We start from the raw sequence: 17,399 nt of genomic DNA, 5'->3' as shown, positions 1-17,399 counted from the left end.
GGGTTTTTTATGAATATAATAGTAGGAAATGCATGGCCATATGCTAATGGGCCTTTACATTTAGGAAGAATTGCAGTATTACTTCCAGGTGATATTATTGCAAGGTATCATAGACTTATGGGAGATGAAGTAATATTTATATCTGGGACAGACTGTCATGGAACTCCTGTAACTATGAAGGCTAAGGAGGAGGGAATTACTCCTTTAGAAGCAACTATTAAATATCATAGTGAGTTTAAAAGATGCTTCGATAGTCTTGGTTTTTCTTTTGATGTATTTGAAAAAACACATTCAGAATATCATCAGGAAAAGGTTAAGGAATTTATTCTTGATTTATATAATAAAGGTTATATTTATGAAAAGGAAATTGAGCAAACTTATTGTGAAAATTGTAATGAGTTTTTATCTGACAGATATGTAGAGGGAAGATGTCCGCATTGTGGAGAAATAGTATCTGAAGATCAATGTGAAAATTGTTTTGAAATAGTAGATAGTGAAGAATTGTTAGATAAAAGGTGTAAACTTTGTGGTAGTGAAACTATAGAAAAGAAAACAAAGCATTTATTTTTTTCACTATCAAACTTTGAAAATGATGTTAGAAGGCTTTTAATTAGGCAAAAGGGATGGCGAGAAAATGCACAAAAAATAGTTAATAGATATTTAGATGAAGGGCTAAGGGATAAGGCTGTAACAAGAGATTTTAATTGGGGAGTAGATGTTCCAATAGATGGATATGAAGATAAAAAAATATTCGTTTGGATAGAAGCCGTTATGGGATATTTAACAGCTAGCATGAAAGCCTTAGAAGATAAAGAGGAAGAGTGGAGAGAATATTGGCAAGGAGAAGATTCTAGAGTTTACTTTATTCATGGAAAAGACAATATTCCATTCCATACAGTGATATTTCCAGCAATTTTAGCTGGTATTGGGATAAAAAATCCTAATTTACGAATTGTATCTAGCGAATATTTAAAGTTAGAAGGAAAAAATTTTTCATCAGTTAAGAACTGGGCAATATGGGTTGATTATATTGTTGAAAATTATGATGTAGATGAGGTTAGATATTATTTATCAATTAATTCTCCTGAAATAAAGGATACAGATTTTACTTGGAGAGATTTTATAAATGTTGTAAATAGAGATTTAGTAAATAATGTTGGAGGATTCATAAATAAAGTCCTAAATGATATTGAGAGTAAGTATAAATCTACTATTCCAAAGGGAGTTGTATCTAAAAAGTTTAAAGATGAAATCCTTAATTTATATTTTGATGTAGGAGATTATATTGAAGAAGGAAAGTTTAAGAATTCTCTTTTAGATATTATATCAGCAGTTAAAAAAGTGAATAAGGGATATGAAACTGGTGAAATAAAGACTTATGAAGCACTACAATTTATAATAAATTTATCAAATTTATTAGAGCCATTTATACCAAGAACTTGTGAAAAAATTAGAGTTGCTTTGAATTTAGATGAGCCTATATGGAGCTATATAGAAAAGAAAGAAGGAAAAATTAATAAAATAGAGAATTTATTTAGTAAGATAGATAAAAGAAAGGCTGTAGAAGAGCTTAATAGGTTAAAAGAAGAAAAATATTAGTACAAAATGAAACCCTAGATTAAATAATTTTGGGGAATGATTTAATCTAGGGACCATTAGATGGTTTTAGGGGTAAATAATAATGCTTTAACTACTTTACAAGTACTATAATATATCATTATTATGACAGTACTGTGACAAAAAAATAAACAAAATATGAATAAGGGGTATGTTAAGAAAATTTAACATATAATTAATATTTACATTTCAAAGTAATCGTTGTATATTAAATTTGTTAACAAAATGTTAATATTAAATTAATAAAAAGTATTATTTTAGCAAGGAGAAAATATTAATGAGTAGTTTTTCTATTTTAACGGGTCTTATTGGCGGCTTAGGTATGTTCTTGTATGGAATGAAACTAATGGGAGATGGACTAGAAAACGCAGCTGGGGAAAGACTAAAATCTATATTAGAAAGATTAACAAGCAATAAATACATAGGAGTTTTAGTAGGAGCAGTAGTTACAGCAATAATTCAAAGCTCAAGTGCTACTACAGTTATGGTAGTTAGTTTCGTAAGTGCCGGTTTGATGACATTAGCACAAGCAACTGGTGTAATAATGGGAGCAAATATCGGAACTACAATAACAGCACAAATGGTATCTTTTGACTTAGATGCAATTGCACCAATATTTGTTGGTATAGGTGCTATAATATTACTTATAGCAAAAAAGAAAAAGGTTAGAGATTTAGCAAGTATAGCTTTAGGATTTGGTATTCTCTTTTTAGGAATGAGTGCTATGTCAACTGCTATGCAACCAATTTCAGAAGCAACTTGGTTTAAGGAATTTGTAATTGTCGTTGCAGGGAATAGTTTATTAGGTCTACTTGCGGGACTTGGTATGACAGCAATTGTACAAAGTTCATCAGCAACTACTGGTATTTTAGTAGCTTTAGCAACTACAGGATCTATAGATATGAAACTAGCATTTCCTGTAATATTAGGATGTAATATTGGAACTTGTGTTACTGCAATACTAGCATCTTTAGGAGCAAATAGAACTGCAAAAAAGGCAGCTATAATACATTTATTATTTAATACAATAGGTGCTATAATTTTCTTCCCATTTATAGATTCATTTATTAGCTTTATTCAAGGTACTGATGCAAATGTAGCAAGACAGGTAGCAAATGCGCATACAATATTCAATGTAACAGTAACAATAATTCTATTACCATTATCTTCATATTTAGTTAAGTTAGTAAATATAATACTTCCTGGTGATGGAGAAATAGAAAAAGAGGGAGCTATATATTTAGATAAAAATCTTTTAGATACTCCAGTAGTAGCAAATGGACAAGTTTTTAAAGAAACTTTAAGAATGGCTCGTAAAGCTAAAGAAAATGTAATTCTATCAATTACTGCATTTACTGAAAATAGTGAAGAAGCTGCAGATAAAGTATATAAAAATGAAAAGATTATAAATGCTTTAGAGAAAGACATAACAGATTATTTAGTAGAATTATCACAATTAGATTTACCTGAAGACGACATTAAACTATTTAGCTCAACTTATCATGTTATAAATGATATTGAAAGAATAGGAGACCATGCGGAAAATATTGCAGATTTAGCAATCGAGAAGATGAGTAAAGGAATTCATCTTGGAGATACAGCTAAAAGTGAGCTTAAATTAATAGTTGATAAGACTGTTGAAGCAATAGACATTGCAATAGAAAGTTATAGTAATAAAAATATAAATGCACCAAAAGAACTTGAAATAGTAGAAGAAGAAATAGATAGATTAGAAAAAGGATTTAGAGAAAATAATATAAAGAGATTAAACGAGAAAAAGTGCTCAGCAGCATCTAGTGTTGTATTCCTAGACTTAATAAGTAATTTAGAAAGAATAGGTGATCATGCTAATAATATAGGAAACTATAGAAAAAAATAATAAGTATATAAAAATTAAGCTTAAAACTCCGTAAGGAGTTTTTTGTTTAATAAATTTTTTATAATAATAGATTTTATAAGAATAAACATTAAAGTATTTTAAATAATAATGTTTATAATTTAAACTTTTGTAATATAATGATAAATGTAAATAAAAAAACTTGGAGGTATAAAAAATGGAAAATAAGTATATAATATATGATACACATGCCCATTATGATGATAACTCCTTTGATGAAGATAGAGAAAACATTTTAAGTGAAATTAAATCAAATGGAGTTGCTTTAATATTAAATTGTGCATCAAGTTATGAAAGCATAGAAAAAACATATAATTTAACTATAGATAATGATTTTATTTATGGAGCACTAGGAATACATCCAGAAAATGCAGATGAATTTAATGATACTGTAGAAAGTGAAATAATAAATTTAATTAATAAAAATGAAAAGATACTTGCAATAGGTGAAATTGGGCTAGATTACTATTGGGATGAAAATCCTTCTAAAGAAGTACAAAAAGAAGTATTCAGAAGACAAATGAAGTTAGCAGAAAAGTTAAACTTACCAGTTGTAATTCATGATAGAGATGCTCATAGTGATACCTTAGAAATACTTAAGGAGTTTCCAAATGTGAAAGGAATACTTCATTGTTTTTCAGGAAGTGTAGAATTTGCAATGGAATGTATAAAACTTGGCTATTACATAGGAATTGGTGGAGTAGTTACTTTTAAAAATGCTAAGAAGGTTGTTGAAGTAGTAAGTAAAATTCCTATGGAGAAAATACTAGTAGAAACAGATGCGCCATATATGTCACCAGTGCCAAATAGAGGAAAAAGGAACAAATCGGATTATATAGCTTATATAATAGAACAAATTGCTGAAATTAGACAATTAGAGCCTAAAGAGGTTAATTTAGCTGTAAATGATAATTTTAAGAGGTTGATAGGAAAAGATATATAAAGTACAATTATAAGATATTACAATAATTTTACAATAAGGCCTTTAACTAAGGAGAAATTATAGAGAGAAGCTACTTTCGATAAACAACTGTAAAATTGCTATTATTTTTATATTTTATATTTAATATTTAATTATGCACAAGGTTGCATTTTTTAAGCACAGTTTTTTATGCAGTAGGTCAAAATTTGACAAAAGCGCCAGATTCAATTATAATTCAGGAGACGCTCTTGCCAAAGGGAGGAAGTAGAGATGGTAGAAAAATTAAAAAAATACCTGAAAAATAACTTTTCTAACGGTCCAAAGGCAAAAATGCTGATAGTTTTTTTACTTACAGTAGTAATTATATCAGTGACGTTCATAAATATGAGAAAGACTATAACGATGAAATTAGACGGCAAAGAAGAAACATTTGTCACATATAAAGGGACTGTTAAAGATGTGTTGGATTCACAGGGGGTTATAGTTAACCCTAAGGATAAAGTTCAACCAGCTTTAAATAGTAATGTATCTGAAGGAGATACAATATCTATTAAAAGAGCTGTTTCAGTGGAGTTGACTGTAGGAGATAAAAAGACAAAAATAGATACTGCTGAAGACACTATTGAAGACATGCTAGAGGTAGAAAAAGAAGAACTTAAAGAGCAAGGTATTGAATTTAATCAGGGAGTAGATGAAATAACCCCTGCATTAGATACAAAGATTACATCTGATTTACAAATCAATCTAGTTAAGGTTGAGATAAAAAAACATTTAGCTTCAGAAGCTATTAGTTTTGATGTAGTTGTAGAAGAAGATTCTAATCTTGATAATGGCCTTGAAGAAGTTAAGCAAGAAGGAGCAGCAGGAGAAAAGGAAGTTCTTTATGAAGTTGTATATAAAAACGGAAAAGAATTTTCAAAAACTGTTAAAAGCTCAAAAGTAGTAGTAGAACCAGTTAATAAAATAGTTACACAAGGAACAAGAAGAACATTCGCAAGTAGAGATGGGCAACTATTAAATTATAAGAGCGTTTTATATGTAGAATCTACAGCTTATAGTGGTGGTGGGGTTACAGCAACAGGAACTGTACCTGTAAGAGATCCAAATGGAATTAGTACTATAGCAGTAGATCCAAGAGTTATCCCACTAGGATCATTAGTATATGTTGAGGGATACGGTAAAGCAATAGCCGCAGACACTGGTGGAGCTATAAAAGGTAATATCATTGATGTATACGTTAATTCAAACGAAGAAGCAATTAGCAGCTGGGGAAGAAAATATAATGTTCCTGTTTATATTTTAGCTTATCCAGGAGAATGGTAAAATAAAAGGATACCTTTAAAGGGTATCCTTTTGTTTATTTTCTAGGAATTTATAAAAATATTACCCTGTGAATAATTTTTTATAAATTTCTTTCCTTCCGTATGAGAGGATATAGATATTATATTCTGGCGACTTGGAGCTTGCGATCTATATCCTTTTTTATTAATATAATTTGACATAATACATATATAAGGATAAATTATTAGATAGGTATATTGGAGAAAGGAAGTTAATAATTTGATAAAGGAAGTTATTGTAGTTGAGGGTAGAGATGATATTACGGCTGTTAAGCAAGCAGTCGAAGCAGAAGTTATAGCTGTAGGAGGCTTTGGAATAAATGCTAAGGTTATAGAAAGAATAAAGGAAGCCCAAAAGAGAAAAGGTGTAATAGTATTAACGGATCCAGATTTTGCAGGTGAAAAAATAAGAAGTATAATATCAAAAAGAGTTAAAGGAATAAAACATGCATATATTGCTCAAGAAGATGGAATTAAGGGTGATGATATTGGAGTTGAAAATGCATCTCCAGAAGTAATAATTGAAGCTTTGAATAGGGCAAAGGCATCAGAGGAGATAGTTGAAGAGATTTTCACTTCAGAAGATATGTTTTATTTTAAGTTAACAGGAGATATTAATTCTAAAAAGAGAAGGCTAATGTTAGGAAAAGAACTTGGGATAGGTTATGGAAATGCAAATCAAATGTTAATTAGATTAAATAAATATGCTATAAGCAAGGAAGAATTTATTATAGCAATAGAAAAAATAGAAAAAAATCTAGGAGTGGTTAAGTAGTGGAAATTAAAGATGTAAAGACTGCTGAATTAGTAAAAAAGTATAACTTTAAGTTTTCAAAAAGTCTAGGGCAAAACTTCTTAATTGATGATTCAGTACCAAGAGATATAGTGTCAGGTGCGGAGGTAGATGAAAATGATTTAGTTATAGAAATAGGTCCTGGTGTTGGAACATTAACGGCACAATTATTAAATAAAGCGAAAAAAGTTGTTGCTATAGAGTTAGATAATGATTTAATTCCTATATTAACTCAGGAAATAGGAGATAACCCTAAATTTACATTAATACATAATGATGCTTTAAAAGTTAATTTTAATGAGGTTATAGGTGAAGAAAAGAGCGTAAAGCTAGTAGCTAATTTACCATATTATGTAACAACTCCAATTATAGTAAAGTTATTAAAGGAAAAATATAATTTTAAATCATTAACTATAATGATTCAAAAGGAAGTAGCAGAAAGAATGAATGCAGAACCAGGTAATAAAGATTATGGTTCATTGTCTTTATTGGTTCAATATTATTGTAATACTAGAATAATAAGAAAAGTACCACCACAATGTTTTATTCCTAGACCTAAGGTTGACTCTATTGTAATTAGATTAGATAGATTAGAAGAGCCTAAGGTAAAGGTGGAAAACGAAAAGCTATTTTTTGAAATAATAAGAAGTTCATTTAACATGAGAAGAAAAACTCTTTGGAACGGAGTTAAGAATATAGGGTTATCCAAGGAAAGTTTAGAGTTAGCATTTAAAGAAGCTAATGTGGATCCAAAAAGAAGGGGAGAAACCCTAACTATAAATGAATTTGCTATATTATCAGATAAAATTGATAAGTATCTTAAATTAAGATAGACAATAAACTCGTGAGAAATTTGGAGTAAAATACAAAAATCTCACGAGTTTTATTTTTAACATATTTAGATATGAGTAGCATATAATGTATTGAATTAATGTAAAATGGAGGTTCTAGAGGTTTGTCACAATTAAATAAGTTGTATAGAAATTTCATTATTTTACAAGAAGATGAAAGAGGCTACTCTAATTCGAACGACAAAACCTTATCAGGATATTCAAAGATAGAGGCAAAGGGGAATTTATGTAAGATTTCTTTTTATGCTCAAAATCTAAGAAGGGATGAAGAAGAATATTGTATTTTAGCTATATGCAATAAGAAGGATATGAAGAAAATATTGAATTTAGGTAAGATATCAGTATCAGATGGTGGTAAGGCAGAAGTAACTAAGGAATATCCATTAGATAATGTAGCAGGACTTGGAATATCTTATGATAAGATTTCAGGAGCAGCAATAGGGAAAGAAAAGAATGGTATTCCTATAATAGTTATGTGTGGTTTTATTAATGGTGAGCAATCTGGTGATGGCTGGAAAAATTATAAGATGGTAGATTGTAGCCATAATAAAGCAAAGGATAAAATGGAGTATATTAAGAAGGAAGAGAAAAAGAAAAAAAGTAAACATAGGGGAGAAGAAGAAAGTAAATCTACTGATATCCTAGAAGAAGAAAAAATAGTTGAGGAAAGAGAAGTAGAACAAGAGGAAGTTGTACAAGTAGAAAAAGAAATTGAATTTAAAGAAGAAGTTCAAGTCGAATCTGAAGAAACGGTTATCAGAGAAGAAATAGAAATTGACGAAACAGAAACTAGAGATAGTAAAGAAAGAAATGAAGAAGAAGATGAAGATAATCCATTTATATATGAAAACCATAATAAAAATCCTTTTAATAGTAGTGTGGAAGGAAACTTATATGGAATTGAAGACTTAAATAGAGGTTATTTAAAAAATAAATTTGATGAGTATGAAGAAAAATTAGAAGAAAAAAATAGTGAATTTAAAATTAGAGGCAGTGTTGGTGAATACTTTGAAGGTATAGCTAGTGGATTTGAAGTTTGCAGAAATAAATATAATGAAATAAAATTCTGTAAATGGTATAAGGTCTCTGTTAATGATTTACATGAGATGTGTAATATGTCTAATTATAATAGGTATGCAGTAGCATATTATCCAATGCTTAACTATTATCCTTATATAAGAAATCACAGATATTTTATGTTAGGATATAAATGTGATGAAGAGGGGAATTTAAGATACATCGTATATGGAATTCCAGGAGAAAAGAACAAGGATGAACAACCATATGAAGGAAAGACAGGATTTGTGACATGGGTTTCTAATGAAGATAGAGATGGAATGGGATGTTGGTTAATGTTCTATGATTTTAAAAATTCTACAGTTGTTGTACCTATGAAGTAGGTGCAAATAAAATGTACTTATATATCCTGATGAGTATATTAAATGAATAAAAAAGTCTACACCATCATCCTAATGGCAATTCTTATGGTAGTTATAGTATTAATGAAAAACTTATTTATAAAAGATATAGAAAAGATTGCAATATCAAATAATAATATAGAGAGTTTTAATAGATATGTATTGGGAGAGGGAAGGTATAGTTTTTCATTACCAAATGGATGGGATATAGATAACACCAATAATAAAAAAGATAATATTATTGCAACCATCAATAATAAAAAAGATATATATGGAAGTATATCCATTGTAAATAGTAATATGAGTACTATTTATAATAATATAAAAGGAAATATAATTAGTAGTAAAAACATTGAAGATATTTATGATTGGAAGTTTGTGGCTGTAAGTGATGAAAAAATTATTAGTAATTACTATATTAGAGATTACTCAGAGGGAAAAGTTCTTATAATTAAATTTTCTTATGATGAAGGTAAGGAGAAAAAAAGTATAAAGATAGTTTTTGATTATATAGCAATGAGTTTTACCTAAAGCTGAATAAGATTTGCTATTAAAGAGTTAAAGTATTATAATTTATTTATAATTAGGAGAAGTAATTACTTCTCCTAATTAATTATAATGAGTTGTAGGGATAACCTTTATATAGAGGGGAAGGATGTTATTGAAAAAAGTAATTAAATATTTAATAACTACTTTAATGGTTATATTATCAATTAATTTATCATCATGTGGAAAAAGTGGTTTTAAAAATAAGAATAATTATTTTGACAACGTTGGGCAAGTGGATCAAATAAGTATTCAAAGTATTAGAGATAAATCTTTTAAATTTCTTGTAACAGATGAAAAGTCTATAGTAAATATGTATGAACTATTATCAAAAGCTAAGGTTAGTGAGGTTAAATCAGATTTACAGCCAGATTACATATTTGAAATTAAAATGGGAGATGAAGTAAAGCAGTACAATTATGTAGTTGGAGCATATGAAGGAAATTTTTATAATGATGAAGTTAATTTTACTGTTTCAAAAAGACTTGATGAGGGAATTCTTCAAAATTTATCAATAATAAGAAAACCAAGAGATTTTGAATATATATATTATGAACCAATTTTAGATATTATCGACAAATTGAGTAAGACGGTAGACTTTAAAGATAGAAATGTAGGAATAGATATTAAAGATGATGTAGATTGTTTAAAATATATATTCTCTACTGATTTAGAGAATTTCTTACAAAAGGCTAGAAAGAAAGCGCCTAATATTGAAGTAATAGATAATAATGCAAAAGATTTTGACATTATAATAAGGATAAAAAATAGAGGGCATAGTACAACTGAATATAAGAGTAATATAACAGTTGAAGATAAAAAAGAGAATACTGAATATTATTATTATGTAGTTGGAGAAAATCAATATAAAGAATGGAATATTAATATCTATAAGGAAGATGAACTTCCTAAAGATGTACAAAAAAATTGGTAGGAGAGGTTATTATGTCAAGTTTTAATAATTCAAATAATCAAGAAAAACCTAAAAAGGTTTTAAATTTTGAACAAAAGGGGCCAGCGAAATTAAAGCCCAAATATGGTGTAATAAAAAATGTCATAGGAGTAATAAGTGGTAAAGGTGGAGTAGGTAAATCTACCGTTACAGGAATACTAGCAAGTACATTAAGAAAAAAGGGATATAAAGTAGGTGTATTAGATGCTGATATTACAGGACCATCTATGCCTAGATTCTTTGGAATAAATGATAAAAGAGCACATATAGAACCAATAGATGAAAATAACTTTAAATATTATCCAGTTCAATCAAAGGGTGGAGTAAAAGTTTTATCTATGAACTTACTAATTCCTAAAGAAGATGATCCTGTAGTTTGGAGAGGTCCTATAGTAAGTAGTGTTTTAACTCAATTATATACAGATACTGTTTGGGAGGATTTAGATTACTTATTAATTGATATGCCACCTGGAACTTCAGATATAACTTTAACTGTTATGCAAAGCTTCCCTATAACAGAGCTTATAATAGTGTCAACACCACAAGATATGGTATCTATGATAGTTAAGAAAGTTATAGCAATGGCAAATAAGATGCCATTACCTATAAGAGGTGTTATAGAAAATATGTCTTATATTAACTGTCCTGGCTGTGATACTAAGATAAAAGTATTTAGTAAAAAATCAGCAGAAGAACATGCTGAGTATTTAGGAGTACCATTACTTGGAGAATTACCTATTAATGTTGATTTAACAGAAGCGTTAGAAGAAGGTAATGCAGAAGAATATGTAATTAATGATGATTTATATTCTTTAATTTTCGAAGGATTATATTAATACACATAAAATTAAAATTCATGGGAACAATAATAATGAAGTAATTGTGAAAGAAGGTAAATAGCATGAAAGCTCACGTAGATAAAGATACATGTATTGGATGTGGATTATGCCCATCAATATGTGAAGCAGTATTTGAGATGGATGATGACGGAAAGGCTGTTGCTAAAAATCCTGATGTTCCTAGTGACCATGAAGATGAAGCTAAGGATGCAGAAGCAAGTTGTCCAGTAAATGCAATTAGCGTATCAGAATAAAAAGATGCTTATCAAAGCATCTTTTTTTTAAAAGAAATCAACTAGTTTATCTTGAATAATCTTAGGCCTATTACTTGGAGAACTACTAATACTATTTGAATCAATATTAATTGTATCTCCTATATTTAAATAATTTGATACTTGGTTTAATGGAATTTTAACTATAGTATCATCTTCTAGTTCAACAAAGGCCTCAAAAAAATTGTAATCTATTATTTTACCCTTCAAAAATAACACCACCTATAAAGTTATAGTGTTATTTTTATCATAATTTAAAGAGTTTATACAAAAATACTTACTTATATAAATCCTTATAAATTATTTCAAAGACCTTTAAGGATTCTTCAATCTTTTGTTTTAGAAGATTTTTTCTTATTTTATATTCATTAAATCCCTTAGGTGTTAAAGAATAAATTTTTTGAAATTTTTTCTTTGGATCATCCCATTTTCCAATAATATAGTCTTCCTTTTCAAGTTTCTTTAATAAAGGATATATTCCACCAGTACTTGGTACCCAAAGACCATTTGTCCTATCACCTATTTTAGTGGCTATATCATTTCCATTTGATGGACCAATGCTAAGTATGTGAAATACATATATAGGCAATAATCCTTTTGTAAATACTTGCCCAACAGATTCTTTTTCCTTTTGAATTTTTTTTAGCTCAGCAAGTTTTTCTTTATATTCTTGCTGTAGCCTTTTTTCTTCTTCCTTTATATCCTCTATACTACTTAAATGAAGATTAAGTTCATTCATATTAATTTACCCTTTGAATTGCAAGACCTAGCAAACCAGGACCTCCATGAACACCTAGAGCAGGACTGATTTGAGAAATATCTATACTTAATATATTATCCAAATTCTTTAAAGCCTCTAAGAACATTTTGGCTTCTTCTAAAACACCACCATGAAGCACCCAAACCTTACAAGGTCCTTCAGCAAGCTTATCTTTTAATAAACCAGCAAGCTTTGTCATAGATTGCTTTCTACCCCTAGCTTTACAAACTGTATAATAAATTCCATTTTCATCAACAGTTACAATTGGTTTTAAATTTAACATATCACCGATAGTTCCAGCTATTCTTCCGATACGTCCGCCTTTTTTTAAATACTCTAGAGTGTTAACAGTAAAATAGCCAGTAATATTTTTCCTTATTTTTGGTATAGCTGCTACTATTTCTTCGAAAGTCTTTCCAGAATTAATTAAATCAGCTACTTCCATTGCAACTATTCCTTCAGGCATAGCTAAAATTTTTGTGTCAAAAACATGAGATATTAATTTAGGATGATCTTCTAAGGCTAATCTTATTGAATTAAAGGTTCCAGATAAGCCACTAGATATAGTTATAGCAATAACATGAGTATATCCGTTATCTTCTAAAGAAGTTAATATGTTTTCTAAGTCTTCTGCACTAGGAAGAGAAGTTTTAGGAACTTCCTTTTCTAAATTACTATAAATTTCATCTGCAGATATATCTATTTTATCTTTAAATTCTCCATAAGAATAAGAAATCCTAAGTGGAAGTAAATTAATATTTTTCTCTTTTATTGTTTCAAGAGATAAGTCACATGCACTATCAACTATTAATGCTATTTTTTGCATAACAATCCTCCTAATATCAACATAATTTTTATAATTTAATTATATCATAACTAATAACTATATCAATACTGATATAGTTTAATATTATCAATACTGATATAGTTTAGAAAGGTATTAGTTATCATTTGTCAAAAGCTGAAATTTAACAAAATAGGTTGATATAGAAAATTATACCATATGGGTCTTGTTTAGCTACAGAATACTAAGTTTTTATCAATTGAAAAGAATAATTCTACGTAATATAATTAACACTAAGAATATACAATATATTGTGTTAAGGAGGTATATGATATGCTATATGTAGTTAAAAGGGATGGTAGGGAGGTTCCTTTTGATTCTGTTAAAATAGCAAATGCCATTAAAAAGGCTTGCCATGAGACTGGAGAAAAGTTAAGGGAAAGTGAAGTATTAAGTATTGTACAAAAGACAATAAATTACATTGAAAAAGAAAAAAATATAAATATAACAGTTGAAGAAATTCAAAATATAGTTGAGAGAGCTTTAGTAGATATGGGATATGAAAATATTAAAATAGTTTACTCTAACTATAGAAAAGAAAGAACTCATATTAGAGAAATAAAATCTGATTTAATGAATGCTATTAAGAAGATAGGAATAGAGACAGATAGAGATAATGGTGCGACAAGTTGTTGTTAGAATAGAAATAACAACCAATTTATATTTAAAGATGTAAAAATCAAGATATATAAATTGAACTTTTTGTGTAGAGATGTGGAATGATAGGGTAACGCCTTGAAACGCACCACTAATACTCCTTACGGTGTCTTACCTGTTGTAGAAGGTAAGGAATTGGTAGCAAGGTGAAGAGCTGGGGACAGCAGACCGAAAGAATATTTGAAGAACTTTAAATATTACTCGAAACCGACTCAGAGGTGAGTTGTGTCTGTGATACCTATGGTGTCTATAAAATATCTATGGTGAGAATGTTTGCGATACAGAGCAAACTGACGAACTTCCGAATGTACGAGTCTATACTCGGAACATGCAGAAATGTATGTGACAACTAAGTTTGTCGTATGTGTGGTAAAGTAAGAATCGTTGTTATGAAATACCATATTTCGTTAAAGGCGAAATCAAGCATACAGGCTCAGAGGAAGCACCTACGGATATATATGTAAAGATATACGCAAAAGGAACTTGGAAAGCTAACTAACATGGAGGACTACAATCCTGTGAAGTGGTATAAAGGAAAGGCTTTAAGCTATAACTTTATTTAAATGTTAGTGAGAGTGGTGGCATAGTACCTATGAAGCAGTGATAATAAACTGTGGAGGGATAGCCACTAAGCATTATTAGTATTAAGAAATTAAACAATTAGTAAAATAATTAGGTTCTGTTAAGACTAAAGGAAGGCTAATCATGGAAGTTTTATATTATAAAACGGAGGATTAGACTGACTAATGGTAGTCAAAAGTAAAACAAATGGTTTAAAAGTAAAAAGTAAATTAAGGCACAATGAATATTATGACATGCAAGATATTTTTGATGAATTATATCACAAAAGTAGTGAAAAGAAAATATTCAATGACCTTATGCCAATAATATGTTCCCAAAATAACATATTATTAGCATATCGAAATATTAAAAAGAATAAAGGTAGTAAAACACCCGGAGTAGACCCGGCTAATATAATTGACTTAGGAGAAAATAATAGTGCAAAGTTTGTATCTGATATACAACGTAGCTTTGCCGACTATAAGCCAATGCCAGTTAGACGGAAACTTATACCAAAAGCCAACGGGAAAACAAGATTGTTAGGCATACCCACTATAACAGATAGGATTATACAACAAAGCATTTTACAAATACTTGAACCTATATGTGAAGCAAAGTTCCATCCTCATAGCTATGGATTTAGACCTAATAGAAACACTCATCATGCTATTAAAAGAGTAGAAGGACTTATGAATAACTCAGGGTTTCATTATGCAGTTGATATAGATATCAAAGGTTTCTTTGATAACGTAAATCATGCAAAGCTATTAAAACAAATATGGACTTTAGGAATAAGGGACAAAAATTTAATAGCAATAATCAGTAAAATGTTAAAAGCAGAAATAAAAGGAGAGGGTATCCCAACAAAGGGAACTCCACAAGGAGGAATACTTAGCCCGTTATTAGCAAACATAGTCCTAAATGAATTAGATTGGTGGATAAGTAATCAATGGGAAACTAATTTTACTATGAAGTCTGTGAGAAATGGGAAAATATTAACCTCCAGAGGAGGAAGATATAAAGCCTTAAAGAAAACAAACCTAAAACAAATGTTTATAGTCAGATACGCAGATGATTTTAAAATCATGTGTAAAGATGCTAAAACAGCTCAAAAGGTTTTTGTGGCAGTTAAAAATTGGTTAAAAGATAGATTGGACTTAGAAATAAGTCCAGAAAAATCAAAAGTAACCAATCTTAGAAAAAACTATACTGAATTCTTAGGATTTAAATTGAAAGTTCGCTTAAAAAGAAATAAGTGGATGACTCAATCAAGAATTAGTGATAAATCGAAAGAGAATATCACCAAAAAACTCAAAGATAAGGGGAATTGGATTGCAAAAGCCCCTAATACAAATGAGGCTAACAAATACAATTCCACTCTGTTAGGAATTCATAATTATTATAGAATAGCCACATTAGTTAATATAGACTTCCATGATATAGCCTTTAATGTCAACAAATATATCAAGCAGAAACTTAAAAAATATATATCAACTAAAGGAATTAAGAGTAAAACGTACGAAAAGTTCTAAGGAGATTATAACTTTAAAACATACTATGTTGGTAAAGTTGCACTCTTCCCAATATTAGGAGTAAAATTTAGTATTCCATACGCCTTTAAGCAGGAAATATCAAACTACACCAAAAAGGGAAGAGAATTAATCCACGAAGAACTGAAATATGTAGATACAAAAATCCTAAGATATATAATGGAAGATCCTATTATAAATGCAAGTACAGAATATAATGATAACAGAATATCACTATATACAGCCCAAAAAGGCGTGTGTGCTGTAAGTAAGGAAAAACTTAGTATTGGTAATATGGAAGTACATCATAAACTACCAAGAAAACAAGGTGGAAATGATGAATATGCAAACCTTATGCTGATTACTCGGGATATTCACAAACTTATACATGCCACAAAGGATAAAACTATACTTGAATATTTAGATAAGATAAAACCAACCAAAGAAATGCTTGATAAAATCAATAAGCTACGAAGTATGCTTATAAACAGAAAACCTATAACCATTTAGAAAACTAAGACTATTTTAAACTAATTATACTAATTATATAGGCTAATAATGCCGGAACGCCGTATGCAGTGAAAGTTGCACGTACGGTGTGAGACGGGGGAAAAGCCAGAGATAATATCAACAGCTTACCTATCGTCATCTAATGTAGGTAATAATTTTAGTTCTAAGCTATTAAGAATAGCATCTGAATCTAATAAATGGCATAATTTATCAATGATGCCAAAAGAATTAGCTAAAGCTCATGAAAATGGGGATTTATATTTTCATGATTTAGATAGCTATAACTTAACTATTAACTGCCTTCATATACCAACTAAGGAAGTACTAGAAAGAGGTTTTAATACAGGATATGGAACTATTAAAAAACCAAAAAGGATTGAAACAGCTGCAGAACTTTCTTGCATATTACTTCAATCTTCTCAAAATGATATGTTTGGGGGGCAGTCCCATGCCGATTTTGATAACGATTTAGGTGTGTTTATTGAGCCGACTAGAAAAGAAATAAGGAATGAGCTTATTGAATTAGGGATTGATGATAAAAAGATTGAAGCTATAACTGAAAAAAAGCTTAAGGATAAAGTACATCAAGCTATGCAAGGTATAGTTTATAATTTAAATACTATGCATGTGCGACCTGTTGCGTAATGAAAAGCTACGCCACTAAATGACTGTCCAAAATTTAAAATAAGAACGCAATATATTGTAAATTTAAAGTCATTTAGTAGAACTTGTATCTTGAAGTGTAGAATGAGAGGGTAACGCCTTGAAATGCACCTCTAATACTCCGATTAGCAGATAAAGCTATGATAATTAGACTAATGTTAAAAGCTCGGTGAAGTCAGTTGAGAGCTACCGTAATTATACGAAAGTTGCTTAGAGGTAAGCAATGTAGCCTATAGACTGGGAGTCCATAAAATGGATATGGTTAGGATGTACCTTAGCAAAGTACCGACGAACCTTCGAGATAAAACACCTATAGTGTAGTGTGTAGAAATGCACATGGCTCGTAAAGTCGAGTATCACAGGTGGTTGAGTAAAATTGTGCGTTATGAAAGACCATTAAGAGTTACAGGCTCTTAGCCTTTTAAAAG

16 protein-coding genes and 2 pseudogenes are annotated in these 17,399 nt (G+C 29.5%); 15 read left to right on the top strand and 3 right to left on the bottom strand.

From position 1 onward, the window contains the following. The 11 genes from metG to ACQRD5_RS11295 form a co-directional block, all read left to right on the top strand. Window positions 1-1,599: methionine--tRNA ligase (metG, locus tag ACQRD5_RS11345; RefSeq protein ID WP_427746826.1), on the top strand; the 1,599-nt coding region annotated here is incomplete at its 5' end. Window positions 1,600-1,894: 295 nt separating this feature from the next. Next, window positions 1,895-3,496 (top strand): Na/Pi cotransporter family protein, encoded by a 1,602-nt coding sequence (locus ACQRD5_RS11340; RefSeq protein WP_291627983.1) that lies wholly within the window; start codon window positions 1,895-1,897, stop codon window positions 3,494-3,496. Window positions 3,497-3,671: 175 nt separating this feature from the next. Beyond that, window positions 3,672-4,457 carry a TatD family hydrolase gene (locus tag ACQRD5_RS11335; RefSeq protein ID WP_291627984.1) on the top strand — a complete coding sequence of 262 codons (786 nt, stop codon included), beginning with the start codon at window positions 3,672-3,674 and terminating at the stop codon, window positions 4,455-4,457. 249 nt (window positions 4,458-4,706) lie between these two features. Continuing rightward, the gene (locus tag ACQRD5_RS11330; RefSeq protein WP_291627985.1) at window positions 4,707-5,759 is read left to right on the top strand and encodes a 3D domain-containing protein; all 1,053 of its coding nucleotides are present in this window, start codon (window positions 4,707-4,709) and stop codon (window positions 5,757-5,759) included. 237 nt (window positions 5,760-5,996) lie between these two features. Then, a complete protein-coding gene (gene rnmV, locus ACQRD5_RS11325) occupies window positions 5,997-6,551 on the top strand; it encodes a ribonuclease M5 (protein WP_291627986.1) in 555 nt (184 codons plus the stop codon). Then, window positions 6,551-7,402, top strand: a complete 852-nt coding sequence (rsmA, locus tag ACQRD5_RS11320; protein ID WP_291627987.1) for a 16S rRNA (adenine(1518)-N(6)/adenine(1519)-N(6))-dimethyltransferase RsmA — start codon at window positions 6,551-6,553, stop codon at window positions 7,400-7,402. The genes rnmV and rsmA overlap by 1 nt, the downstream gene beginning before the upstream one ends. A 122-nt stretch (window positions 7,403-7,524) precedes the next feature. Next, entirely contained in the window at window positions 7,525-8,820 is a 1,296-nt protein-coding gene (locus tag ACQRD5_RS11315; protein ID WP_291627988.1) for a hypothetical protein, read from the top strand. A 42-nt stretch (window positions 8,821-8,862) separates the two neighbouring features. Continuing rightward, window positions 8,863-9,369, top strand: coding sequence for a hypothetical protein (locus tag ACQRD5_RS11310; RefSeq protein WP_294189626.1), 507 nt, complete (start codon window positions 8,863-8,865; stop codon window positions 9,367-9,369). A 130-nt stretch (window positions 9,370-9,499) separates the two neighbouring features. Next, a complete protein-coding gene (locus ACQRD5_RS11305) occupies window positions 9,500-10,318 on the top strand; it encodes a hypothetical protein (RefSeq protein ID WP_294362560.1) in 819 nt (272 codons plus the stop codon). Window positions 10,319-10,329: 11 nt separating this feature from the next. Beyond that, the gene (locus tag ACQRD5_RS11300; RefSeq protein WP_291627991.1) at window positions 10,330-11,172 is read left to right on the top strand and encodes an Mrp/NBP35 family ATP-binding protein; all 843 of its coding nucleotides are present in this window, start codon (window positions 10,330-10,332) and stop codon (window positions 11,170-11,172) included. Window positions 11,173-11,237: 65 nt separating this feature from the next. Beyond that, window positions 11,238-11,429 (top strand): ferredoxin, encoded by a 192-nt coding sequence (locus ACQRD5_RS11295; RefSeq protein WP_291627992.1) that lies wholly within the window; start codon window positions 11,238-11,240, stop codon window positions 11,427-11,429. Window positions 11,430-11,456: 27 nt separating this feature from the next. Here the strand turns inward: ACQRD5_RS11295 and ACQRD5_RS11290 are convergent, their stop codons facing one another. The 3 genes from ACQRD5_RS11290 to ACQRD5_RS11280 are packed head-to-tail and all read right to left on the bottom strand — an operon-like array spanning window position 11,457 to window position 13,033. Then, entirely contained in the window at window positions 11,457-11,666 is a 210-nt protein-coding gene (locus tag ACQRD5_RS11290; RefSeq protein ID WP_294362554.1) for a hypothetical protein, read from the bottom strand. 58 nt (window positions 11,667-11,724) lie between these two features. Next, complete coding sequence (locus ACQRD5_RS11285; RefSeq protein ID WP_291627994.1) at window positions 11,725-12,186, bottom strand: PadR family transcriptional regulator; 462 nt, start codon at window positions 12,184-12,186, stop codon at window positions 11,725-11,727. 1 nt (window position 12,187) lies between these two features. After that, the gene (locus tag ACQRD5_RS11280) at window positions 12,188-13,033 is read right to left on the bottom strand and encodes a DegV family protein (protein WP_291627995.1); all 846 of its coding nucleotides are present in this window, start codon (window positions 13,031-13,033) and stop codon (window positions 12,188-12,190) included. Window positions 13,034-13,324: 291 nt separating this feature from the next. Here ACQRD5_RS11280 and ACQRD5_RS11275 point away from each other — a divergent pair. The 4 genes and pseudogenes from ACQRD5_RS11275 to nrdD form a co-directional block, all read left to right on the top strand. Next, window positions 13,325-13,669 (top strand): annotated as a pseudogene (locus tag ACQRD5_RS11275) (ATP cone domain-containing protein); the annotation flags it as partial. A 785-nt stretch (window positions 13,670-14,454) separates the two neighbouring features. Further along, complete coding sequence (gene ltrA, locus ACQRD5_RS11270; protein WP_427746825.1) at window positions 14,455-15,801, top strand: group II intron reverse transcriptase/maturase; 1,347 nt, start codon at window positions 14,455-14,457, stop codon at window positions 15,799-15,801. Window positions 15,802-15,978: 177 nt separating this feature from the next. Then, window positions 15,979-16,308 (top strand): HNH endonuclease signature motif containing protein, encoded by a 330-nt coding sequence (locus ACQRD5_RS11265; RefSeq protein ID WP_427746824.1) that lies wholly within the window; start codon window positions 15,979-15,981, stop codon window positions 16,306-16,308. Between the two features lie 135 nt (window positions 16,309-16,443). Beyond that, window positions 16,444-16,941, top strand: a pseudogene (gene nrdD, locus ACQRD5_RS11260) (anaerobic ribonucleoside-triphosphate reductase); the annotation flags it as partial. Window positions 16,942-17,399: the final 458 nt, after the last annotated feature.

The sequence above is a fragment of the Clostridium sp. SGI.024 genome (assembly GCF_050315195.1).
Lineage (GTDB): Bacteria > Bacillota > Clostridia > Clostridiales > Clostridiaceae > Clostridium.
This window is presented reverse-complemented; position numbering and strand designations above follow the sequence as displayed.